This window comes from Candidatus Reidiella endopervernicosa (assembly GCF_013343005.1).
Classification (GTDB): domain Bacteria; phylum Pseudomonadota; class Gammaproteobacteria.
This window is the reverse complement of record NZ_CP054491.1, coordinates 2,686,908-2,708,915: the sequence shown is the minus strand read 5'-3', so window position 1 is coordinate 2,708,915 and position 22,008 is coordinate 2,686,908. Positions and strand designations below refer to the sequence as shown.

Below are 22,008 nucleotides of genomic sequence, written 5' to 3'. Positions count from 1 at the left end.
TGGATAGCGAAGCGAAGGCGGTTAGTCCGCGATAGTCGACGCCGTCTGCCTATTCGTAGTTGAGAGCGCGAGCGAACGACGAAGAAGATGCAGCAGCGGCTTTATGTCGGCGTAGAGTCACTGAGGGAGTTGTGTAGAGCCGCGAAGAGGTGATTACGCAACGAACGCAGGACGGTCGGGGCGCCGCAGGCATAAACGGTCGCGTGAAGTTTTTGCTGTTTGCTTGGGCTTGGATGCCCAAAACAAGCTTCCGCAAAAATAGCGACTCCCCGACAGAGAAATGACGCTGGGGGAGAGCATCTGAACGCCTACCTTGAGCCCTTCGCTCTCTTCACAGCGCATCCATCGCACGACGCCGATGCCCCAATAGTGGATGTCCTCTTCACCGGTATTGTGGATGCCGATCAATTCCCCAACCTTGGCGGTAGAGGCGTGTTCATCATTCCAGAGTAGGCAGTAGCCTCCTGCACTCACGTTGACCATATTCCAGTTCTGAGTCGGATAGGGACTATCTGCTGCAGGCGCGGCCGGAGTTGAATCACTGCTTTCGTCAATGTCGGGGCGCAGGCCAGCCGGAAGCCCGATCTTTTCACGCTCTTCACTGCTCATCTCAAAATCGATGACGGTTAAATCGGAAGGGATGGACGAACTCGGGATTCCTATCGGCTCATCTTTGGTCGGTGAAGGTGGTGGTGGAGCACCAAATCCATAACGATGATTTTTGTCAGGATTGATGCCACTGATGTGGTAGTAGATTGCATTGATGCCGCTAGTGATCTCAACGTTGGTGCTGATGTTGAGTCGGTTCTCACCCCGTTTGGGTACGATACCCCAGGCAAGAGCCAGACGACGTAGCAGGTCGTGGCTGAGTTTGGTCTCACCGATAACCACGCGGTTGTCCTCTCCGTTCTCGGTTACCTGAAGTTGCAGATCGTCTGCTAGTTCGGTGGTATCGAGAATCCGAATCTGACTTGGGTCGCCACTCGCCTTGTGTAGAGCGCGGTAAGTTGGTGGAGCATCGAGATCGAGTTGGGTGACAAAAATACCATTCTCTTCCACGGCATCGCTAGTACCCCCAATCTTTGTGTTTCTAACCCACTGTTCAAGCATCTGATATACACGGTCGACCTCCCCCTGATGGAGACGGTAGGGGCAGGCGAGTGAAAGAAGCATGGTGCGTTTAATCATGTCCTCAACGGTGCAGGTGGTTCTGCGTTTGAGCATCTGATCTTTAACTGGGGTTTCGCTGATCTTGTTCTGAGTGGCAAAGCTGTAGAGCTGGTGGATATCTTTCCAGGTATTGGTTGGGTAGCTGCCGTATATCTGGTAGGCATGCATCAGGATGGTGCTGAGGTAGCGCATGTTGCGATGGGTTGCGTAGGTAATCATCGATATGTCGATGCGTTTACCGGTCTGGGTTAGCGTCTGAACGATGACTGTCTTATAACCCACGGCCATCAGGATATTGATCTCCTGTAACAGTGAGTAAGCACGGTTACTGACATCACTCAGCGGTAGCGGCCTGCCGACGAATTTTCGCTGTAGTGTTTCAGAAATTATCTGAATAAGCGGGTGAAACTGCTCGAGCAGTTTGTACCGTTCACTGGGTTTGATCTGCAGGGTGCTGATATCGCTGAGCGCTTCGGAAACCAACCGTGTGACCTCATCCAGATTGGCCATCGGTAGTGCATCGAACCACTCTTTAACCTTCTTAGGGCGCAGGTCAAAGCTCAGCTCGTCGGGCGCGTGCTGGACGGGTATCGCATAGATGGATGAATCGTTACTGCTCACCGGTTAAAATCCCTGAATTCCTTTGTCGCATGCCGGCGACGCTTGTCGAGTTGATTGGCAGTTTTGCCATAATCATAGATGTGAATGATTGTCTCTGTGATTAATACCACAATAATAATGTGATGTTAATAACCCATTGATGTTAGCGAAAAAATACCCTCGGTGTCAGTGTCAGAAAATGTCGTGCTAAACAGTTCGATGAGTGGTGTTTTGCTCTGTTTTCCGGCTACCTCTCTAACCAGTTTTGGCAGCAGGTAACCGGGTAGTGACTCTGACATCGTCTGGTGAATTGTAAGTGCTTCGCCGTCAGTGACCTCAAAATGCGCCGCCCCCTGTACCCGGTCGAGCTGGTGTAGGTAGTAGGGTAGTACACCATTGGCAAAAAGTTGTTCGCTCAGTTCGCTAAGAGTAGCGGCACTGTCGTTGACACCTTTAAGAAGAACCGACTGGTTGAGCAGTGTAGCGACTGGTCGCAGTCTACGTAGTGCGGAACTAACCTCATCGTCGATCTCATTAGAATGGTTGGCATGGATGATGACTACACTGAAGAGTCTGCTAGAGGCCAATATTTGACACAGTTCTGCATCAATGCGACTTGGTAGCACGATCGGAATACGGCTGTGAATTCTTACGCGCTTAAGGTGAGTGATGGTCTCAAGGTCATCTAGAAAGCCGGCAAGGCGCTCATTGGTGATCAGCAGTGGGTCGCCGCCACTAAGGATGAGCTCACTAATCGAATCATCCTCGCGGAGCGACTTGAGTACCTCTTGCCAGTTACTCTCGGTGGGGGCTGAACCCTGATAGGGGAAGTGGCGTCTGAAACAGTAGCGACAGTTGATTGCGCAGGCCGCTGTGGTTATCAACAGCGCACGTCCATGATATTTCTGCAGTAGTCCGGGAGCTTTGAAGCTTTCAAACTCATCCACTGGGTCCATACTGAATCCCCTCTGTTCGATCAGCTCATCGCTCAATGGCAGTACCTGACGAAGGAGGGGGTCGGATAGGTTGCCAACCTCGATTCGCGATAGGTAGGCGGGAGAGACGTAGAGTCCAAATAGCTTGGCCGCGTGGCGTGCATCCTCGAGCAGCTCGCTACCAAGTTTTAGACGCAGCAGTAGTTCAGCGGGGTCGCGGATCGATTGGGACAGCTCTCGCTGCCATGATGGGACGGTTCGGGGTATCATGTTGCGCCTAATTATCACATAAACCAGATTTAGACGGTGAAGCACAATGGCAACCTATAGCACTAACCAGTTCAAACGCGGCCTTAAACTGATGATCGATGGTGATCCCTGCTCAATCGTTGAGAATGAGTTCGTTAAACCAGGCAAGGGGCAGGCGTTTAATCGCGTCAAAATCCGTAATCTTAAGACTGGGCGAGTCGTTGAACGGACCTATAAATCGGGTGAAAGTGTTGAGGCGGCCGATGTTATGGACACCGATATGCAGTATCTCTACAACGATGGCGATGCCTGGTATTTCATGGATCCTGAAACCTTCGAGCAGTTGGGTGCCGATGAGGCAGCCGTCGGCGATGATAAAAAGTGGCTCAAGGAGCAGGATATCTGTGTGGTTACGCTCTGGAACGGCTCACCGATCAGCATTACTCCACCCAATCACGTTGTGTTGAACGTTACTGAGACCGACCCCGGTGTCCGTGGTGATACTGCTCAGGGCGGCACCAAACCGGCCACCATGGAGACGGGTGCTGTGGTTATGGTGCCGCTTTTTATTGAGATCGGTGACATCCTCAAGGTCGATACTCGCAGTGGCGAATATGTCGGTCGTGCCAAGGAATAATGCCGAATCAGATCACTATCTGAACCGGTTTCACTAAACTGAGACCGGTACACCTTCCCGAAAAAAATATGCACGAGCAAGAGTGGCGACCCAGTGCGAGCCTAGAGATGATACGTCTGCGGGCGCATCTTCTACGGCGGCTTCGACAATTCTTTCTCGATAGGGGCGTGCTCGAGGTCGAGACGCCACTGCTCTCCTCAGCAGCTAACAGCGATCCACATATTGAGAGCTTCGCCAGCCGCTATCGTGGGGTAGGCGATCTGGATAACTCGCACCTCTATCTACACACCTCTCCCGAATTTGCGATGAAACGGTTGTTGGCTGCAGGTAGTGGCCCGATCTATCAGCTCTGCAAAACCTTTCGTAATGGTGAATCGGGACGCCTGCACAATCCCGAGTTCACCATGCTGGAGTGGTATCGGCCGGGCTTTGATCACCATCAGCTGATGGATGAGGTCGACGCGCTGTTGCGCTATCTGATGGATGGGCAGCGTGACCTGGCTACAACGCGCCGTACAAGCTACCGAGAGCTGTTTCAACGTGAACTCAATATCGATCCCTTCAACGCCTCTGAAGAAGTGTTGGAACTCTGTGCTGAGAGAAATGGTATTGAGATTGTGGCCAAGCAGATGGGGTGTGATGAGTGGCTCGATCTGTTGATGAGTCATCTCATCGAACCTCGTCTGGGAATCAATGGCCCCGACTTTATCCATGACTACCCCGCGAGCCAGGCTTCACTGGCCAGGGTGTCGGGTGACCCAGCTGTGGCAGAGCGCTTTGAGCTCTATCTGGATGGTGTTGAACTGGCAAACGGATTTCATGAATTGACCGATGCTGAAGAGCAGCGGCGTCGATTCAGCGCTGATCTGGATGCGAGAGGGAAGACTGGACTCGAACAGGCAGCACTCGATGAGCGATTGCTCGCGGCTTTGAGTAGTGGCTTACCCGATTCTGCAGGGGTAGCACTTGGATTTGATCGTCTGATAATGGCTGTAACAGGAGTAAAAACGATCGATGAGGTGATTACATTCCCCATCGCTCGTGCCTGATTAACGGTCGGCCTGAATTGCTCTAATCGAAGATTATTGCCTTTACGTCATCGTAATGGGCGACAAAATGGGCAGTCATACCCGCGCGAATGTGCTCAGGGACATCCTCATAGTCGTAGCGATTTGCCTCAGGAAGTATCAGTTCTACGATCTTGTTGCGTCGTGCCGATATGACCTTCTCCCGTATTCCGCCGACCGCCAACACGTGGCCAGTCAGGGTTAATTCTCCGGTCATGGCCAGTTTGCGTTTAATGCGTTGATTGCGTGCCAACGAGAGTAGTGCTGTCGCCATAGTGATGCCCGCGCTGGGGCCATCCTTTGGCGTGGCGCCTTCGGGTACATGCAGATGGACAAAGGCGGCATCAAAAAAGGCGGCGTCACCCTCATAGCTCTTGAGGTGAGAGGAGATGAAGCTGTAGGCAATTTCAGCGGATTCACGCATCACTTCACCCAATTTTCCGGTCAGTTTAAATCCTCGGTTTTTGGTGTGGATGCGACTCGCCTCGATATCGAGTGTCGCGCCACCCATAGAGGTCCAGGCGAGCCCGGTAACCACGCCGACTCCACTGAGGGGCTTGACCTGTTTGAAAAAGGGTTTGCCAAGATAGTGTTCAACCTCTTTGATGCCAACACGAATGGGTGTCTTGTTGCGTTTGACGATCTTTACCGCAGCCTTGCGGGCAATCCGTTTCAGCTGCTTCTCCAGATTTCGTACCCCGGCTTCCCGTGCATACCCATCGATTAGATGACGAAGTGCGGCATCGCTGATGTTGAGCTGCTTTTTCAGCAGGCCAACACGATCGAGTGTGCGTGGCCAGAGATGGTGCTTGGCAATGTTGACCTTCTCAGAGGTGATGTAGCCGGAGAGGCGGATAATCTCCATGCGGTCGAGTAATGGCCCGGGAATAGTGTCGAGTTGATTGGCGGTGCAGATGAAGAGCACCTTGGAGAGATCAAATCGAACATCCAGATAGTGGTCTAGGAAATCGCTGTTCTGTTCAGGATCGAGCACTTCGAGCAGTGCTGAGGCGGGATCACCGTGGTAGGAGGCACCGACCTTGTCGATCTCATCGAGCATGATGACGGGGTTGGCGGTCTCACACTCCTTGATGGCTTGAACGAATTTTCCAGGCATCGCTCCGATATAGGTGCGACGGTGTCCTTTGATCTCTGCCTCGTCACGCATGCCGCCCAGACTAAACCGATAGAACTTGCGGTCGAGTGTGTTGGCGATCGACTGACCGATGGATGTCTTGCCTACGCCGGGTGGACCAACTAGCAGAATTATCGAACCGGCAATCTCTCCCTTGAGTTTGCCGACGGCAAGAAATTCGATGATGCGCTCTTTGACGTCGTCCAGGCTGTCGTGGTCGCGATCAAGGATTTGGCGCGCATTTTTCAGATTGAAGGTGTCTTTTGAATAATTACCCCAGGGTAGGGTGGTGATCCAGTCGAGGTAGTTTCGGGTAACACCATACTCGGGCGACCCTGATTCAAGGATTGAGAGTTTTTGCATCTCATCATCGACTCGACGTTGTGCCTGATCACTGAGGTGCAGCTTCTCGAGTCGTTCATTAAAACGGTCGATATCGGCGGTGCGATCATCCTTGGCTAGCCCCAACTCTTTCTGTATCGCCTTGAGCTGCTCACGTAGGAAAAACTGCCGCTGTTGATCGGTCATCTTCTCCTCGACACGCTCACTGATCTGATACTGAAGCTTGGCAACCTCCAGCTCTTTTTTCAGGAGCACCAACACCTTTTTCATGCGGGTGAAGACGGGGATGGTCTCGAGAATCTCCTGTAGAGGGTGCGCCTCGGCGGTAGTCAGGCTGGCAGCAAAATCGACCAGCGGCGAGGGTTCGTTAGGACTAAACCGGTTGAGAAAATATTTCAGCTCTTCACTGTAGAGCGGGTTAAGGGGGATCAGCTCTTTAATCGTATTGATGACCGCCATTGCGTAGGCCTTGAGTTGGTCGGTGTTTTCATAACTGTCATCAATATATTCGACTTTTACTAGGAATGGCGGTTGCTCAGAGAGCCATTTGATAACGCGAAATCGCTGCAGACCCTCAGCGATAAACTGAATTTTTTCATCAGAGTGAACCGGGTGGTGCATACGCGCAGTACTGCCGATCTCGAAAAAATCATCTCGGTTGGGGTGCGTGTCGAATTTATTTCGTGTCAGCAGTAGTCCGACCATGTATTGTGGCAGCTCACCAATCCGCTGCACGGTGTCGAGCCAAGGCTGCTCGTCCATCAAAATCGGCATGGTCTGGGCGGGAAAAAAGGGGCGATCATGAATGGGCAATAGATAGAGCGTGGTTGGTAGCACGTCATTATGCAGTATCAGCCCAGATTCTCCCTGTGTCTCGGTCTCTACTTTTGTCTCTTTTTTGCTTCTTTTACGTGCCATTTTCTACCCGGTTACGTCGTGAATGAGAATTAGTGATGTTGAGTCGAATCGAATCGTAATAATTCAATCTCGGCTGTTCAATCTAAATATAGGATCTTACGCGGTGAGTCGCTATATAGTTCAGATTATTGAGCGCATAACGATGAAATGCACATTTTCTGCAAGCCATTATTTGTGAAATATTGTATCTAGACATATAAATTTTACCTAAAGTGTTAGTGAATAGTTACGCGAGTCATTGTCAAAAACGAGATAATTAATTGAGAAATTTGAATAAAATGGAATTGCTCGTATAATTATTTGTGAATATTTGAATTTCGGAGTTAATAATGGCTAGAGTCAAGAAAAAGGCAGCTGCAAAAAGGACGGCAGCACCGAAGAAAAAAGCAGTAGCAAAGAAGAAGGTTGCTGCGAAAAAGGCACCCGTTGCAAAAAGTGAAGTAGCAGCGGCTCCCAAAAAACGTCGTGGCCGTCCACCAAAGAGTGCGGCTGCTGCAACTGCTAAAGCTCCGACGGCAGCTCCAAAGAAACGCCGCGGTCGTCCACCAAAGAGTGAAACGACTGCAACCACCGCCGCAGCGACTACAGCCGTTGCACCTAAGAAACGTCGTGGTCGTCCACCGCTCAACAAGGGCGCTGCTGCAAAGGCTTCAACCAAGAAACGCACCGGTTCAACGGTACGCGCTGCACTGAATAAGCAGGTAGAGCTCAAAGAGCGTTGGCGTCAGAGTGCCAAAGAGGCACAGGATGCAGCTAAGAGTGCTACAGCTGCGCAGAAAGCTGCTGAGAAGCGTGTGGCCGTTCTGGAGAAGGCGCTGGAGTCAATTCTTGAGTCGCGTGACAAGGCGGTTGATAGCTACAGCAAGAAGTGGGAAAAGCGCTTTATGACTGATGTGACCAAGAAGGTGGGTGCAACAGCACCGAAGAAACGCCGTGGTCGTCCCGCCAAGAAAAAGGCGTAACCACAAGCGCGTTAGCGCAATAAAAAGGGGTGCTGATTAGCACCCCTTTTTTTGTCTCTCGATTTAGAGCATCGATTCAAACGGTTGCACCTCGACCATCGAGCCCGCTTCAATATTTCCGCTCTCAGCGGGTAGAACGATAAAGCAGTTCGCCTTACTCATCGAAGAGAGCACATGCGATCCCTGTAGTCCGGTGGTGTGGACCGAGAGTGAACCATCGGCACTACTCTGCAATACGCCACGCTGAAAATCGGTACGCCCTGGGCGTTTATTTAGTTTTGAGTGACAGGGAACCTTCAGGGTCCAGATCTTCTCGGCGGTTTCACCCTTGAGTTTTCTGATCGCCGGAATGACGAACTGGTAAAAGGTTGCCATGGTCGAGACCGGATTGCCGGGGAGACCAAAAAAGACACTCTTACCCAGTGCACCAAAGGCGAGTGGTTTGCCTGGTTTCATCGCGATTTTCCAGAAATCGATAGAACCGAACTGCTCCAGGGTCTGCTTAACATAGTCGGCATCGCCGACTGAGACGCCACCAGAGGTGATGACGATATCGGCACGCTCTCCCGCCTCCCTGAATGCCCGTTCGATCGCCTCGGGTTGGTCGGGAATGATGCCCAGATCCTCCATCTCTACATCGAGTTTGTTTAACATACCGTAGAGGGTGTAACGATTACTGTCGTAGATCTGCCCCGCTTCCAGCTTATCCCCCGCCTCGCGCAGCTCATCGCCGGTGGAGAAGAAGACGACCTTGGGACGGCGCTTTACGCTGACATCACTAATCCCCAGTGATGCAAGTAGACCCAGCTCTGCGGGGCGAATGGTCAGGCCGATGTCGCCAGCGATATCGCCACTCTTAATGTCTTCACCGGGGTAACGTACATTCTCACCCGCACAGTGATCACTCGAAATAGTGATTATCTCATCGCTACGTTCAACCTGTTCCTGCATGATCACGGTGTCGTAATCATCTGGGACTGCAGCACCGGTCATAATGCGAATCGCACTGCCTGGCTCAATGCTACCATCGTAGGGGTGGCCTGCCAGTGAGGTGCCAATGAGCTGTAGGTTGGCGCTACCACTGTTTGGTAAATCACGACTATGCAACGCATAACCATCCATGGCAGAGTTTTTGTAGGAGGGAACATCGAGGCTTGATGTGACCGCCTCGGCCAGGGTGCGCCCCAGTGCGTGACGTAGTTCAAGGGTCTCGTTCTCTGTGACGGGATTGATCGGTTCAAGGATACGTTGACGTGCGGCTTCCACACTCAACAGGCCACTCGGTTGGCTACAACAATCGATATTCAGTTTGTCGCTCATCTCTATCTCTCTTAAGCAGTTATTGTTCAGTTCTATTCGACTGGTTGGTGTACCAGGCGTAAATAAATTCGGCGATCTCGGCACTATTATTAAGATCGAGGTGGGGCAGATCTGGCGCAGAGGCTATTGGACTATCGGAGGCAATCGCGATAATGGAACTATCCTCTCGTGCAAGCAGAGGTTTTTCCCGAGACGGCCGGTGGAGTTCGATTTTGGTAAAGGGGAGGTGTCTGAATCCTTCGACCAGAATCAGATCGGTCTGCATATGATCGAGTTGCACAATCATATCCTCAAGTCTCGGCTCTTCGGTCTGTGGTTTTTCAGTGATCAGTGCTGAGCGTTTGTCGGATGAGATCAGGACCTGTCCTGCCCCCGCCTTGCGCAGCTCGTAACTATCCTTACCGGGAGTGTCGATATCAAAATTGTGATGTGCATGTTTGATTAATGCAATGCGAACGCCCCGATCATTCAATTGAGGAATGATCTTCTTTAACAGCGTGGTTTTACCAGTACCGCTGAATGCAGCAAAGCCGAGTACAGGGGGGCGCTTCATGAGGCTGCTCCGGTGCTGTTGAGCTCGTCAGGAGTGTTGAAGTTTTTAAACATCTCTATTTGGTCCGAAAAGTCGACCTCTGCAGAATCGATGCTCGCCATCCAGTCACGCGCCTTTCTTCGGCCACTGGCGAGATATTCACTGAGTGAGATTTCGAGCCTGCAGGGTAGTAACACAAACAGTGGTTCGATCTCTCCATCGTGGCAGGCGATAGCGCCCGAGGCGCCGGTCGATGCGTGATGCATGCGCTCAATATAGTCGCTACTGATGAAGGGGGTGTCGCAGGGAAGGGTGATGATAGCGTCGGTCGTCGCTGCCCGCATTGAGGCGAGAATGCCCGCAAGCGGTCCGGCAAAGTCGGCAATCTCGTCACTGACGACCGGATATCCATAGCGACGATATTGATCGAGGTTGCGATTGGCATTGATGATGATGTTATCGACCTTTCCCTCAATGGCGGAGAGAATATGTTCGATCAGAGGTCTGTCTTTAAATGGTAGTAATCCCTTGTCGTTACCGCCCATGCGGCTGGCACGTCCACCTGCAAGAATTACGGCGGTGATCTTCTCGGTTACCATGGATTAGGGTATGGCTCTTTATGACTGCGTACGATGTTTTCTGAAGTGGTTTATCCTATCACACGCTATTTAGATAAATGTCTGCGAAATCAGGTGCAGAGGTGGTATTTTTTGTGTGGGTTTTAACCGGTTTTCAGACAATCAATCGCAGGAGATAGAGGGCAGCAATGAAAGAGCAGCGGCGATCACCGTCCGATGCCGATCGTGCATTGATTGAACAGTTCATCGATGCGCTCTGGATGGAACGCGGTCTGAGTGATAACACCCTCTCCGCCTACCGCTCCGATCTGAGTGGTGTGGCGGGCTGGTTGGCAGCAAAGGGGAGTGATCTCAACGCAGCTCAACGTAGTGAACTGTTAGCGCATCTCTCATGGCGTGTCTCTAAGGGGGCCACTCCTCGAACCACAGCAAGACTGCTCTCATCAATGCGCCGCTTCTATCAGCAGCAGCTCCGAGAGGGACGTCTCTCAGTAGATCCCACGGCTCAGATCGAGGCACCGAAGCTTGGACGTCCACTGCCCAAATCACTCACCGAAACCGATGTAGAGGCTCTACTTGATGCCCCTGACATAGACGAGCCAATGGGTCTGCGTGACCGAGCGATGTTGGAGGTGCTCTACGCCAGTGGTCTGCGTGTCTCAGAACTGGTCAATCTCACGATGCTGCAGCTAAATAGTCGTCAGGGACTGGTACGGGTGATGGGCAAAGGTAACAAGGAGCGCTTGGTGCCTTTGGGTGAGGAGGCGCTCGGCTGGCTTGATCGCTACCTGATAGAGGCGCGGCCAATGTTGATGAAGGGGCAGGTCAACGATGCGCTCTTTCCCAGCCGAAGAGGTTCAGCGATGTCGCGTCAGGCATTCTGGCAGCTGATAAAACGTTATGCGCTAAAGGCGGGTATCGACAAGGCGCTCTCACCCCACACGCTGCGACACTCCTTCGCCACCCATTTGCTAAATCACGGCGCTGACCTGCGAGTGGTGCAGATGTTGCTCGGTCACAGTGACCTCTCTACCACCCAGATCTACACCCATGTGGCACGTGAAAGATTGAAGTCGCTGCATGCGGAACATCATCCGCGTGGTTAGTGTGAGTAAAGGGTGTTGAAACTGTGGGGAACTCAATGGCCGATCACGGGTTAGGGTGTTATGGTGTGAGCCGATTTTGCGCTTGGCGCCTCCTATTTCTAACTATCTATTTTGTGAAGGTTAATCACGATGTCACTGCTTAAGAAATTATTTATCATTCCCGTTCTGTTCACGATGGCAGCGGCACATGCTGCTGATAGTACTGAGAGCGTTGTCTCCGCTGCGGTGAAACGCATTGCGCCAGGTGTTGAGATTGAGAAGATTGCCGAGTCTGAGATCGGCGGTCTTTTTGAAGTGATTACCACCGCTGGTGAGGTGGTCTATGTGAGCGGTGATGGCCGCTACATGATTCAGGGCAACCTGGTCGATATGAAGACCAAGGTCGATCTGACCGAGCAGCGCCTTGCCGGTATGTGGCTTAAGGTGCTGAACAAGATTGATGACAAAAGCACGATTATCTATGCACCGGAGAAAGTGAAACAGACCATCACCGTCTTTACCGATATCGATTGCTCCTACTGCCGCAAATTCCATACGGAGATTCCGCAGTTGAACGAGGCGGGTGTTGCCGTGCGTTATCTATTTTTCCCGCGAGCAGGTGTCGGTTCGGTTAGCTATAAAAAGACCGTTAATGTCTGGTGTGCCAAGGATCGAAATGCGGCGCTGACTGATGCCAAAAATGGCAAGCCGGTTGAAAAGGGCGATTGCGAGAATCCGATCATCAAACATTTGGCAATGGTTGCCGATCTGGGCATTACCGGTACGCCGACCATCTTTACTCCATCGGGTCGTAAGCTACCGGGTTACCTGCCCAGCGATCGTCTGTTGCAGGTGTTGGCCCAGGACAAATAGTCCCAGGCGCTCATTCGAGTGTCAGTTCTCTGAAGCGGTTAGCGGCGGTGAAGAGCAGACCGCCTCTAACCCGCTTGTCGGGGAAGAGTTTGCCAACCCCTTTGCAGTAGAGGTGGATCTGAGGTCGATAGTGTTCGACCAGGCTATCTTCCTCAACGGTGGCTGAGCGGTGGCTCTTGTAGTCGATCACAATCACTTCCGTTTCAGTGACCACTAGGCGGTCGATAATCCCATAGACCATCACTCCATCGTCTTTGAAGCTGATCGGTGCCTCACTGTAGGCGTGCAGGTAGTTTTGTGAATTGAAGAACGCACGGTGTTCAGCGGCATCAACGACCGCCTGTGCCTCATCGAAACTCTGTTGCAGAATCTCATCCTGAGGTTCCATGTCGAACTCACTACAGATCCGGTTTTTCACTTCCACACTATTTACGCGAGCCTGAGTCAGCAGTTCCAACATTCGATGGATCAATAGACCGCGATCGCGACCATCCTCATCGCCATCACTCGAGAGGGATCGCGCAGCAGTCGCTCTGCTTGGGGCGATCTCAACCAGACTGTTTGTCCACCGTATGGGGTGGTTGAGGAGTGGATCAAAAACAGACTTCTGTGAGAGTTTGTTACTACCGGGTTTAGCAAGGTTTGGCTGCTCTCCGCTGCTCAGTATCAACCGCCCCTCATCATCGACATCGGCGTGTGGCTCTAAGGCAGTACGGATCATTCCGTACCAACCCAGATCATCACCTCTATTCGGTGGCGTGCCCGAGACAAGGAGTTGCTGACGCGCTCGGGTGAGTGCGACATAGAGCAGGTTTGCCTCTTCACGCAGCTCGGCCTCTGATTCACTCTCGAGTAGCGTTTTAGAGATCGAGTCGAGACGGTCACTTTTACCCGATAACAAAAATTGACTGGGACGGACTTCACCCGCTGGCCAGTTGACGATTGGCTGGTAGGCGTTGCGACTACTCGGCCTGTTGATTGTATCGGCCAGAATCACCAGCGGTGCCTCAAGTCCTTTTGATCCGTGAATAGTCATCAGGCGCACACGTGGCTCTCCTCCACCCGAAGGTGCCTCATCGGGTGCCTCACTGGAGCGGCTTCGTAGTGAGCGTAGACGAGCGAGAAAGGCGGAGAGACTTGGGTAACGACCACTGTCGATTTCAAGGGCCAGTTCGATAAAACGGGTCAGGTTGGCTCGCACCCGGGGACGTAGGGTCTCCGGAAAGGCCGACTCATAACGAGCGATGACGTTGCCTTCACTATAGATGCGGTCGAGCAGATCATGCACTGGCAGACGACCTACCAGTGCTCGCCAGTGACTGAGCCAGTGGTGAGCACGAGCCAGTGGTGTGCCCGGTTCGAGTGTCGGAGCGAGCGTTGTTAGCTGCTGCATCCAGTTGTTACTGCTGGCCAGTGTGATCAGATCGTCATCACTGGCGGCAAACAGCGGTGAGCGAAGTATCTGGGCTAGAGAGAGGTTGCCAAACGGGGTGATCAGCGTCTCCAGCAGTGTCACCATGTCGCGGATCTCGAGGCTCTCCAGCAGAGTGCCGCGTTGATCGCCGATATAGGGAATCTCCGCCTCGCGTAAGGCCTCTTCGTAGGCGTGTATGTGGGTGCGATTGCGTAGCAGGATGAGGATATCGCCGTGGCCTAGCGGGTGTGCTTCATCCTTAGCACCTACTGGTATCTGCTCCTCTACCAGTTGTTTAATTCGTGCGGCGATCTGCCGCCCCTCTTCAAGATGACGTATCGCCAGCTGCTCTGGCCGGGGGGCCAGTAGCGGGTTACGCAAACCGAGTCGTTCGATTTCGACGGGGGGTTCGATCTGCGGTAGTGGTAGCAGTTCCACGCGTCCCCAGAGCTCGGTGTGATGAGTCTGGTGGCTGCTGAAAGAGGGAATGCGCTGCTTGAGATGGGTCTCTTCAAAGATATGGTTGACGCAGTTGATGATTGCCGGTGCTGAACGGCGCGATGCATCCATGGTAAAGGCGTGGGCTGCGAGGTTTTGCTCAAGCCACTCTGCAGCACTCTCCATCAACCGTGGCTCGGCCCGACGAAAACGGTAGATCGACTGTTTTTTATCACCGACCAGAAAAACGCTCCGTCCACGTTCGCTGCTCCCGGCCGCCATCTCCTGCAGGAGTGGCAAGATCAGCTGCCACTGAGTCGGATTGGTGTCCTGAAACTCATCGATAAGCAGGTGTTCGATTCGTTGATCGAGTTTGTACTGAACCCACTCGCTCTGCTCATGGTTGTTGAGTAACTGGTAGCTCTTCCACTCCAGGTCGGTGAAGTCGAGCAGACGCTGTTCTCGTTTGAGTCGTTGGTAGTGATCGAGTAGTCGACTACCGGCAAGATACCAGGCCGAACTGAGCCGGTAGCTCTTTATGCGTGCCAGTGTGTCGTTGCAGGCGAGTAGCTGCTGGGTCAGTTGAGTGGTGAGTGCGATGAAACGATCCTCGCCATCCTCCCCCATCTTCTTCGCCCGTGCCTTGCTCGGTTTACATGCACGCGGCTCGCCCTTGGCCGTGAGCAGAACCTCGCACAGTAGTTGGTGGCGTTGAGTTACCGGGTTGGTTTCATCACGGATATCAGCAAGCTTTGCTGCTGCACTCAGATTGGTTTTGGTATCGTGCATCACCAGTAATTCGGTGTAGTGCTGCAGTGCATCCATCGTCGGCTGGTTAAAGAGTTGATCGAGTGGCTGCAGATCTGGGTCGATCTGGAGGAGATCGAGGAGTCGTTGTCTGGCGGTATCAATCGGGTCTTTGCATGCTTCTGTATAGGCCCACCAGTCACCTCGGTGTTGAAGAAAGCTGTTCAGTGCCGTGTGACTACTATTAATACCGTTGCACTGCTCAAACAGGTTGTCGAGGGCCTGGGCAAGTGCTGCATCGGGGTTGCGACTCGCCTCCTCGTAGAGGGCTGCCCACGCCTCATCCTCCAGTAAGCCACTCGATTCGAGTAACTCGAAACCAGGAGGAACATCGGCCTCGAGCGGAAAACTTCGCAGCATCTCCTGACAGAAGGCATGGAAGGTGGTAATGCGGATAGGGTGTTCAGAAAAGAGCAGCCTTTCGTATAGCGTGCGGGCCCGCTCTCTGATCTGTTCATCTGTGCTGATGCCGATCATATGGAGAGCGTCATCAAGCGCTGAGTCGCTGAGATCCACATACTCACGCAGGCGCTCAATCAAGCGACTCTCCATCTCAGCGGCCGCCTTACGGGTGAAGGTGACTGCCAGGATGCCACCTGCGGGGTAACCATCGAGTAGAAGTCGTATGGTGCGCGAAACGAGAAGCCATGTTTTTCCGGTGCCGGCGGAGGCGCTGACAGTAGCGTTTGCATTGGGATTGATGGCGTCAAGGATCGTTTCCATAGCGGCAGGATACCGACTCTTTTCAAGAACAGTAAGAGCGATCTCTCTAATCACGATTTAACATGTAAGCATAAGCTGACAAATCTGTAGGATAAGCCCGAAAAGAACCTTAAATATTGTGTGTGTTTGTAGTCGTTAAATGGTAGGTGTGTGTGTAACTCCATGTAAAAACAGAATAAAACTTCATGCTTGTCCCGGATTGATGCGCTGTTTTGAGGCGTGTTCATAGGTTGCACTAATTCCACAAGATGCTTAAATCTACCTATCACAAGGACAGGGAATCACGGAGATGCAGTGGGCCAAGGTAGGCCGCTAGAAGGACTTCAGGACGACATCGGGATTGATGTCGGAGCGCAGGGGGGACCGGCGCTCACCAGGGATGATAAAAGGCGACCGACAGGTCGCCTTTTTTGTGTCTGAACGGATAACTAAACGGGTCATTCGCCTCACTCCTGAGTAGTTATCTTCGAAATAGATCGACTCCAACTATTTCTTGTCGATTCGCACGGTGTATATGTTTAGGATTTACTCTTTCGCAACCACTTTAAGCGGCTTGGTTAAGCACTGAGGCGGATGGAAAATAGACGAAGCAGAAAGACAAAGCCGATGGCAAGTACGATAGTGATGGCGGCCACGGCGGTGAATAGCGGTAGACGCATTGAGCTAAGGGCATTGAAGCCCCGGCTCTCTGGTGCAACGGTTACAATTTTCCAGTAGGTACCAGGTACGTGGAACACTCCAACCTGGGACGCCTCGCCAAGCAATAGGTCGTTTTCGATACTGAATGTCTTCAATAACAGAGGGGAAGAGTCCTCTGCGTGTCGTGTGTCAGACAGGGTGGCAGCTAATATACGGGCATCAGAGGTCGAGATCTGATAACTCTCCTTACTTAAATATTCGACTAACTCCTCGCTAAAATTACCAGTCTGTATGGCATTGTTAACAAGATCGGCCTGAAGTAGATCGATGGTTTTTGCGATAGGTTGAAAGTGCGCATTATTCGCTGCCAGCGCTGACCGCCATGGAGAGCGAAGTGAGGGCGGTTAGTCCCCGATAGTCGACGCCGTCTGCCTATTCGTAGTTGAGAGCGCGAGCGAACGACGGAGAAGATGCAGCAGCGGCTTTATGTCGGCGTAGAGTCACTGAGGGAGTTGTGTAGAGCCGCGAAGAGGTGATTACGCAACGTACGCAGGACGGTCGGGGCGCCGTAGGCATAAACGGTCGCGTTAAGTTTTGCTGTTTGCTTGGGCTTGATGCCCAAAACAAACTTTCGCAAAAATAGCGACTCCCCGGATCACTGTAGTTTAGGAGCTCTTCATGCTCTTCACCCGCAGCGTTGGTTACGCTTTTTTTGAACATACTCTCCTCTGGGAATGAGATAAATGCACCGAAACGATCCAGCACAAAGACATAACCACCCAGAACGGATGACTTCTCCTCCAGTAGTTCATTTAACCCCTTCAGTTTTAGATCAATAGTACTAACTCCATAAAATCGTCCTTCACGGAACATAGGCGCGGTACATGTCACCATCGCTTGTCCTGAGTAGGGGTCGAAATAGGAGCGCGACCAGTAGACCTCGCCACGTTGTAACATCTTCGCCGGTACGTACCACTCTTCGTGGTGATAACCGGGCCCTTCTGGGTCGTTATAGTCCTCGTAGTAATCGAGTTTACCCTCAGCATTACGACCCCAGAAAAAACTTCGGCGCTCTACATGGTCATCAAATAGGTAGGGTTCTGGCCAGACTCCGCCACCAGCGACATAACTGGCGGTGCCTGGTTGGTCTACGAGGTGGAGTAGGGAGTGTTTATGGGCACTCTCATCTTGCGGCAGGATCTCACCGGCACCGGCGATGGCCTTGGTCAGTGCTTCGGTATGGGCAATGCGTGACTCCAGCTCAAGTACGATTGAGCTGCCGACCTGTTCCATCAAGTTGTCAGCCTGTTTGTCCAAGGTTGGTTCCACCGCTGACCGCCATGGAGAGCGAAGTGAGGGCGGTTAGTCCCCGATAGTCGACGCCGTCTGTATATTCGTAGTTGAGAGCGCGAGCGAACGACGGAGAAGATGCAGCAGCGGCTTTATGTCGGCGTAGAGTCACTGAGGGAGTTGTGTAGAGCCGCGAAGAGGTGATTACGCAACGAACGCAGGACGGTCGAGGCGCCGCAGGCATAAACGGTCGCGTGAAGTTTTGCTGTTTGCTTGGGCTTGGATGCCCAAAACAAACTTTCGCAAAAATAGCGACTCCCCGGAATGTTTTCGAGAATGAGCTGAGTGGATATTAGGACAGTAACCAATAGTAAGGCGAACAATAATGGCAGTTTTAAAAGCAGGCTTTTATTCCACTTAATCGGTTGTGACTTGCCTTCAAAGTCGTCACTCTCACCCATGCTTTTTCAGACACCTAAATAACAAATTACGCATATGCGATTACGCTCTTGGAGTAGATTCACTACTCAATGCTGAAAAGTAGCGTACTTAGCTTTTCATGAATATAAACCGGTATTGTTTCAACTATCAGTCGCTACTGTCTGGCTCAAAATGGTTCCAGGCCGCCTTTCTGCAAATGCCATCCATCTCACAGTAACTGCAGGTTTTGTTATCACCCCAGGCGGTGAGTGGATGACCTTCAAGGATCATCCCCTGTAGTGCCTCGAGACGTTCGCTGTTCTCAAGCGCCAACTCTGTGAGATCGTCGCCCTCCAGTGCGGCACCAGTGCGAGTGCCACGACTGCTATCGAGCATCAGGTACTCCACGCGGTTGACCGGTTCACTCATCAACATCGCGTAGGTTGGTAGCTGTACCGCCTCGCCCGACTCCACATCGATCTGTTTTGGTGCGCCACCGCTCTTGTAGTCGATGATGTCGAGGCCTTCACTGCCTTGATCGATTCGGTCTAATCGACCATTTAACGCCACACCTCCCATCGTTCTCTGTTCGACCTTCTGTTCGACACCCTTTACACGCCACTGCTCGGCGTGGTCGATCTGCCAGTCGATATAGGAGGGAATGGTCGAGAGCCACTGACGTAACCAGCCACGGTGCTGAAAATTGTCCTCAAGGTCGCTGGCGAAAACCGTGTTTGAGATCGCAATCAACAGCTCGAGTGCCTGTTGACGGTTAGTTTTCGTAAAGGCTTCACGATAGGGGCCGGGTAGTCCCTCAATATCACCGTGGAAGGCCTGCAGGCAGCGATGGACGCGCTCACCGTAATCGGACTTGGCAAGCGCCTCGCGGATCTCCTCCAGCGGTTTGAGTCGTAATCCGTCAGCGGCGAAGAAGCGGTAGGGGCAGTCGATCAACCGCTGGTGTGAGGAGGCGGAGAAACTCTCCGGCATTATTCCACGCGGCAGCTGGGGAGTAGGCCGTTCTACAGGGGCGGGTGACTCATCGGTGTCACAACGGATCATCTGGTTACGCGGTTCATTCAGCAGTGCCATCAGTTGCTGGTCGAGTAGCGCATCGTCATAGGCACTGAGATGGAAGGTGCGTAGGCTCTCGAGCCAGGGGCTGGGGATGATCTCCTCGCCATCCTGCTCGCGTCTAAGTGTCAGGCAGATAGCGGGGGCGGCCTCGAGCAGGTTACGGAAGTGGTGGAACTGCTCGTTGGTGCGATCAAGACGCGTGGTGAGTCCCAGTTCTCTTCTGACCTGGTCATTAAAAAAGGGACTATGGCCGCCACTGCCGGGTAGATGCTCCTGGTCACAACCGGCGATAATCACGCCGTCATACTCACCAAGTGTGCTCTGCGCGAGGCTGATCAGTTCGACCGGAGCCGCACCATCACGTAGACGGAAGTTGTGTGTTTCGAGACTGCGCCCGAGCCAGACACGAAACTCCTCCCACTCCATCGGCAGATGGCGTCCCGGTAGCGCGGCAAGCAGGGTGGCGATCACCTGCGAGACACGTGCGCCGGCCAGATCGTGGTCAAATGCGCTGCTCATGCCGAGCCGTTTCATACTCTCCTGAAGCGCTTCGAGATAACGCTCAGGTTTATGACGCTGACCATCGATCAGTTTCAGCAGTGGACCGGCGGCATCGGCGAGACGATCAAGCAGTTGCTCAATCGAGGTGGTGATCTCGTTGCTCCAGTTAAGGCGTCGTTGACGGTAGTGGAGATGACGACGGTAACGCTCGAGTCCTCGAGCGATATTTTCACGCTGGATAATGTCCTGCTCGAGTCGGTAGAGGGTTGCGAGTCGTTCAGCTTCAGCTTGCTCTGGGAAGACAAAAGGGGATTTGAGTAGATCGATCAGGGGCTGTTGGGCAAAATCCTCTTCGACCGTTTCCAGCCAACGCTCCAGTGCCGCTGCTGCACTGGTGGTAGAGAGTGCCCAGCCAGCGCTATCGTTAATCGTAATGCCACTACGTTCGAGCAGGGCACGAACGCGGCGCGCGAGTCGACGATCTTCGGTGACAACAGCAATCGACTCTCTCTTATCGTGCAGTAACCAGCGACGCACCTGAATATCGACCGCTATCGCCTCCTGCTCACTACCATTGGCTTCGACAATCTTAATGCGATCTGTGACCGGGCTCTCTGGGTAAGATGCAGCAAACTGCTCAGCACGCTGGCCGATGGGCAGGCTGCCGTGGTTATAGAGGGTGTTGAGTAACTGGCTGAAGGGACTCTCCGTGGGGCGGTTCTCCCTGTCGATGTCACTCAAGCGGCTCAAAAGTGAGGTGACGGTGGCGTCGGGGTGGTAGCGAACCTCAGTGAGGGCACCCTGCAGAATTAGATCAGCCTGACCCTGTAAGAGTCGCTGTTTAATCAATTCGAGTTCTGCAGCCTTGAACTGTGTTGATCCGCACAGGTAGAGGTGCTGGTCGCCACTCTCTTCAGTTAGCTTAGCTGCGATCTGCAGCAGCTTTGCCTGGCTGACATCACACTTCCCTTCGGCCTGGTGCTGTTCATGCCACGCTTGCCAGAGAGTGTGAACCAGTTTCGCCTCGCGCCCCAGCGATGATGAACTCTTGGTTAAGGCATAGGCTGCGGTGAGTTGATCGGTAAAGGTATCCAGACTATCGGGCAACGGCTGCTGTTGCAGTGTCAGCTCATCAAACAGCTCGATTAGAGAGTCGCAGAGTAACCAGGGGCTGGCAGTGCCAAACAAACTGTTGTGCTCGCGCAGTGCCTCGACCAGCATCAACTCACGGCCTATTGACCCTGGAACTTCACCACACTCGATCGGCGTGTCACTTAGCCAGCCACTCAAGGTCTCGATAGTTGGGCCGAGCAGGGCGCTATGCCCACGTATCTCGGCGCCCTGCTGGAGGGCTCGTCGCAGCCGCGGTGCCGCCTGTAGATCGGGCAGGATAACGACCACGGAACTCAGGTCGGGTAGCCGTTCATGGTGGTTCTGAAGAATACGCTCAGCGGTAACGCTAAGCGCCTTTTCGGTGCGCGGCAGTAGTGTGATCGGTGCGTTGGGCAAGCGTAGGTTCAATCCGTTGTTAACGTTCTAGAAACTGGAGTTTGTCGGTCTTGCCATCCCAATCGGCGGCATCTTCAAGCGGCTCTTTTTTCTCGCTGATGACGGGCCACTGTTGAGCAAGTTTAGCGTTGAGCGCGATGAACTGCAGTTGATCGGATGGTACATCCTCATCAATCACAATCGCCTCGGCCGGACATTCAGGGACGCAGAGGGTGCAGTCGATACACTCTTCCGGGTCGATCACCAGGAAGTTGGGCCCCTCGTGAAAACAGTCGACCGGGCAGACATCAACACAGTCGGTGTATTTACACTTGATGCAGTTTTCGAGCACCACGTAGGTCATCTCACCCTCCTGAATGCGTGCTGCTTATGGTAGTGCCAATTGGTCGGTGTGGCGAGGGGCTGGCGGTATCTTTTTATAGACCATAAGGATATGCTCGGACGAAGAAAAATAAAGGCGCCTTTGAGCGTTACATATAACTCAATCTACCCCGGTATAGATGACAACATCGCTCGCTGACCGCCAAGGATAGCGAAGCGAAGGCGGTTAGCCCCCGATAGTCGACGCCGTCTGTATATTCGTAGTTGAGAGCGCGAGCGAACGACGGAGAAGATGCAGCAGCGGCTTTATGTCGGCGTAGAGTCACTGAGGGAGTTGTGTAGAGCCGCGAAGAGGTGATTACGCAACGTACGCAGGACGGTCGGGGCGCCGTAGGCATAAACGGTCGCGTGAAGTTTTGCTGTTTGCTTGGGCGATGCCCAAAACAAACTTTCGCAAAATAGCGAC

At 52.9% G+C, this 22,008-nt stretch carries 19 protein-coding genes; 5 read left to right on the top strand and 14 right to left on the bottom strand.

What is annotated here, in order from left to right; all coding sequences use genetic code 11:
* Positions 1-49: 49 nt before the first annotated feature.
* From HUE57_RS14765 to epmB, 3 genes are all read right to left on the bottom strand, one after another.
* Entirely contained in the window at positions 50-256 is a 207-nt protein-coding gene (locus HUE57_RS14765; RefSeq protein WP_174673459.1) for a hypothetical protein, read from the bottom strand.
* The gene (locus HUE57_RS14760) at positions 154-1,791 is read right to left on the bottom strand and encodes a hypothetical protein (protein WP_174673458.1); all 1,638 of its coding nucleotides are present in this window, start codon (positions 1,789-1,791) and stop codon (positions 154-156) included. Before HUE57_RS14760 ends, HUE57_RS14765 begins: the two co-directional genes overlap by 103 nt.
* Positions 1,792-1,916: 125 nt before the next feature.
* A complete protein-coding gene (epmB, locus tag HUE57_RS14755; RefSeq protein ID WP_078483349.1) occupies positions 1,917-2,975 on the bottom strand; it encodes an EF-P beta-lysylation protein EpmB in 1,059 nt (352 codons plus the stop codon).
* A gap of 46 nt (positions 2,976-3,021) precedes the next feature.
* Here epmB and efp point away from each other — a divergent pair, with 46 nt between their 5' ends.
* Both efp and epmA read left to right on the top strand, forming a co-directional pair.
* Positions 3,022-3,591 carry an elongation factor P gene (gene efp / locus HUE57_RS14750; protein ID WP_078483348.1) on the top strand — a complete coding sequence of 190 codons (570 nt, stop codon included), beginning with the start codon at positions 3,022-3,024 and terminating at the stop codon, positions 3,589-3,591.
* A 68-nt stretch (positions 3,592-3,659) separates the two neighbouring features.
* A complete protein-coding gene (gene epmA / locus HUE57_RS14745) occupies positions 3,660-4,640 on the top strand; it encodes an EF-P lysine aminoacylase EpmA (RefSeq protein WP_078483347.1) in 981 nt (326 codons plus the stop codon).
* 22 nt (positions 4,641-4,662) lie between these two features.
* Here the strand turns inward: epmA and lon are convergent, their stop codons facing one another.
* Positions 4,663-7,053 carry an endopeptidase La gene (gene lon, locus HUE57_RS14740; RefSeq protein ID WP_078483346.1) on the bottom strand — a complete coding sequence of 797 codons (2,391 nt, stop codon included), beginning with the start codon at positions 7,051-7,053 and terminating at the stop codon, positions 4,663-4,665.
* A gap of 329 nt (positions 7,054-7,382) precedes the next feature.
* Here lon and HUE57_RS14735 point away from each other — a divergent pair, with 329 nt between their 5' ends.
* Positions 7,383-8,015 carry a hypothetical protein gene (locus HUE57_RS14735; protein ID WP_078483345.1) on the top strand — a complete coding sequence of 211 codons (633 nt, stop codon included), beginning with the start codon at positions 7,383-7,385 and terminating at the stop codon, positions 8,013-8,015.
* 63 nt (positions 8,016-8,078) lie between these two features.
* Here the strand turns inward: HUE57_RS14735 and moeA are convergent, their stop codons facing one another.
* From moeA to mobA, 3 genes are read right to left on the bottom strand one after another with little or no spacing between them, the layout of a single operon-like run.
* A complete protein-coding gene (moeA, locus tag HUE57_RS14730) occupies positions 8,079-9,335 on the bottom strand; it encodes a molybdopterin molybdotransferase MoeA (RefSeq protein WP_078483344.1) in 1,257 nt (418 codons plus the stop codon).
* A 19-nt stretch (positions 9,336-9,354) separates the two neighbouring features.
* Positions 9,355-9,888, bottom strand: coding sequence for a molybdopterin-guanine dinucleotide biosynthesis protein MobB (gene mobB / locus HUE57_RS14725; protein WP_078483343.1), 534 nt, complete (start codon positions 9,886-9,888; stop codon positions 9,355-9,357).
* On the bottom strand, positions 9,885-10,466 hold the full coding sequence (gene mobA, locus HUE57_RS14720; protein WP_078483342.1) for a molybdenum cofactor guanylyltransferase MobA: 582 nt from the start codon (positions 10,464-10,466) through the stop codon (positions 9,885-9,887). The genes mobB and mobA overlap by 4 nt, the downstream gene beginning before the upstream one ends.
* 167 nt (positions 10,467-10,633) lie before the next feature.
* Here mobA and xerD point away from each other — a divergent pair, with 167 nt between their 5' ends.
* Entirely contained in the window at positions 10,634-11,551 is a 918-nt protein-coding gene (xerD, locus tag HUE57_RS14715) for a site-specific tyrosine recombinase XerD (RefSeq protein WP_078483341.1), read from the top strand.
* 129 nt (positions 11,552-11,680) lie between these two features.
* Entirely contained in the window at positions 11,681-12,403 is a 723-nt protein-coding gene (locus tag HUE57_RS14710) for a DsbC family protein (protein ID WP_078483340.1), read from the top strand.
* A 10-nt stretch (positions 12,404-12,413) separates the two neighbouring features.
* Here the strand turns inward: HUE57_RS14710 and HUE57_RS14705 are convergent, their stop codons facing one another.
* The 7 genes from HUE57_RS14705 to HUE57_RS14675 all read right to left on the bottom strand — a co-directional run bounded on the left by HUE57_RS14705 (position 12,414) and on the right by HUE57_RS14675 (position 21,940).
* Positions 12,414-15,785 carry a UvrD-helicase domain-containing protein gene (locus tag HUE57_RS14705; protein WP_078483339.1) on the bottom strand — a complete coding sequence of 1,124 codons (3,372 nt, stop codon included), beginning with the start codon at positions 15,783-15,785 and terminating at the stop codon, positions 12,414-12,416.
* A gap of 557 nt (positions 15,786-16,342) precedes the next feature.
* Positions 16,343-16,522, bottom strand: a complete 180-nt coding sequence (locus tag HUE57_RS14700) for a hypothetical protein (protein WP_174673457.1) — start codon at positions 16,520-16,522, stop codon at positions 16,343-16,345.
* 334 nt (positions 16,523-16,856) lie between these two features.
* The gene (locus HUE57_RS14695) at positions 16,857-17,753 is read right to left on the bottom strand and encodes a cache domain-containing protein (protein ID WP_174673456.1); all 897 of its coding nucleotides are present in this window, start codon (positions 17,751-17,753) and stop codon (positions 16,857-16,859) included.
* The gene (locus HUE57_RS14690; protein WP_174673455.1) at positions 17,725-17,958 is read right to left on the bottom strand and encodes a hypothetical protein; all 234 of its coding nucleotides are present in this window, start codon (positions 17,956-17,958) and stop codon (positions 17,725-17,727) included. Before HUE57_RS14690 ends, HUE57_RS14695 begins: the two co-directional genes overlap by 29 nt.
* Positions 17,959-18,302: 344 nt before the next feature.
* Positions 18,303-21,233 (bottom strand): PD-(D/E)XK nuclease family protein, encoded by a 2,931-nt coding sequence (locus tag HUE57_RS14685; RefSeq protein ID WP_078485024.1) that lies wholly within the window; start codon positions 21,231-21,233, stop codon positions 18,303-18,305.
* Positions 21,234-21,240: 7 nt separating this feature from the next.
* Positions 21,241-21,564 (bottom strand): ferredoxin FdxA, encoded by a 324-nt coding sequence (gene fdxA, locus HUE57_RS14680; protein ID WP_078485023.1) that lies wholly within the window; start codon positions 21,562-21,564, stop codon positions 21,241-21,243.
* A gap of 127 nt (positions 21,565-21,691) precedes the next feature.
* Entirely contained in the window at positions 21,692-21,940 is a 249-nt protein-coding gene (locus HUE57_RS14675) for a hypothetical protein (protein ID WP_174673454.1), read from the bottom strand.
* Between the last annotated feature and the right edge of the window lie 68 nt (positions 21,941-22,008).

What these genes read in the sequence shown, in the direction of transcription:
- epmB (WP_078483349.1), bottom strand. Translation starts at nt 2,975, where the DNA reads ATGATACCCCGAACCGTCCCATCATGGCAGCGAGAGCTGTCCCAATCG.
- efp (WP_078483348.1), top strand. Translation starts at nt 3,022, where the DNA reads ATGGCAACCTATAGCACTAACCAGTTCAAACGCGGCCTTAAACTGATG.
- epmA (WP_078483347.1), top strand. Translation starts at nt 3,660, where the DNA reads ATGCACGAGCAAGAGTGGCGACCCAGTGCGAGCCTAGAGATGATACGT.
- lon (WP_078483346.1), bottom strand. Translation starts at nt 7,053, where the DNA reads ATGGCACGTAAAAGAAGCAAAAAAGAGACAAAAGTAGAGACCGAGACA.
- HUE57_RS14735 (WP_078483345.1), top strand. Translation starts at nt 7,383, where the DNA reads ATGGCTAGAGTCAAGAAAAAGGCAGCTGCAAAAAGGACGGCAGCACCG.
- moeA (WP_078483344.1), bottom strand. Translation starts at nt 9,335, where the DNA reads ATGAGCGACAAACTGAATATCGATTGTTGTAGCCAACCGAGTGGCCTG.
- mobB (WP_078483343.1), bottom strand. Translation starts at nt 9,888, where the DNA reads ATGAAGCGCCCCCCTGTACTCGGCTTTGCTGCATTCAGCGGTACTGGT.
- mobA (WP_078483342.1), bottom strand. Translation starts at nt 10,466, where the DNA reads ATGGTAACCGAGAAGATCACCGCCGTAATTCTTGCAGGTGGACGTGCC.
- xerD (WP_078483341.1), top strand. Translation starts at nt 10,634, where the DNA reads ATGAAAGAGCAGCGGCGATCACCGTCCGATGCCGATCGTGCATTGATT.
- HUE57_RS14710 (WP_078483340.1), top strand. Translation starts at nt 11,681, where the DNA reads ATGTCACTGCTTAAGAAATTATTTATCATTCCCGTTCTGTTCACGATG.
- HUE57_RS14705 (WP_078483339.1), bottom strand. Translation starts at nt 15,785, where the DNA reads ATGGAAACGATCCTTGACGCCATCAATCCCAATGCAAACGCTACTGTC.
- HUE57_RS14690 (WP_174673455.1), bottom strand. Translation starts at nt 17,958, where the DNA reads ATGCCTGCGGCGCCTCGACCGTCCTGCGTTCGTTGCGTAATCACCTCT.
- fdxA (WP_078485023.1), bottom strand. Translation starts at nt 21,564, where the DNA reads ATGACCTACGTGGTGCTCGAAAACTGCATCAAGTGTAAATACACCGAC.
- HUE57_RS14675 (WP_174673454.1), bottom strand. Translation starts at nt 21,940, where the DNA reads ATGCCTACGGCGCCCCGACCGTCCTGCGTACGTTGCGTAATCACCTCT.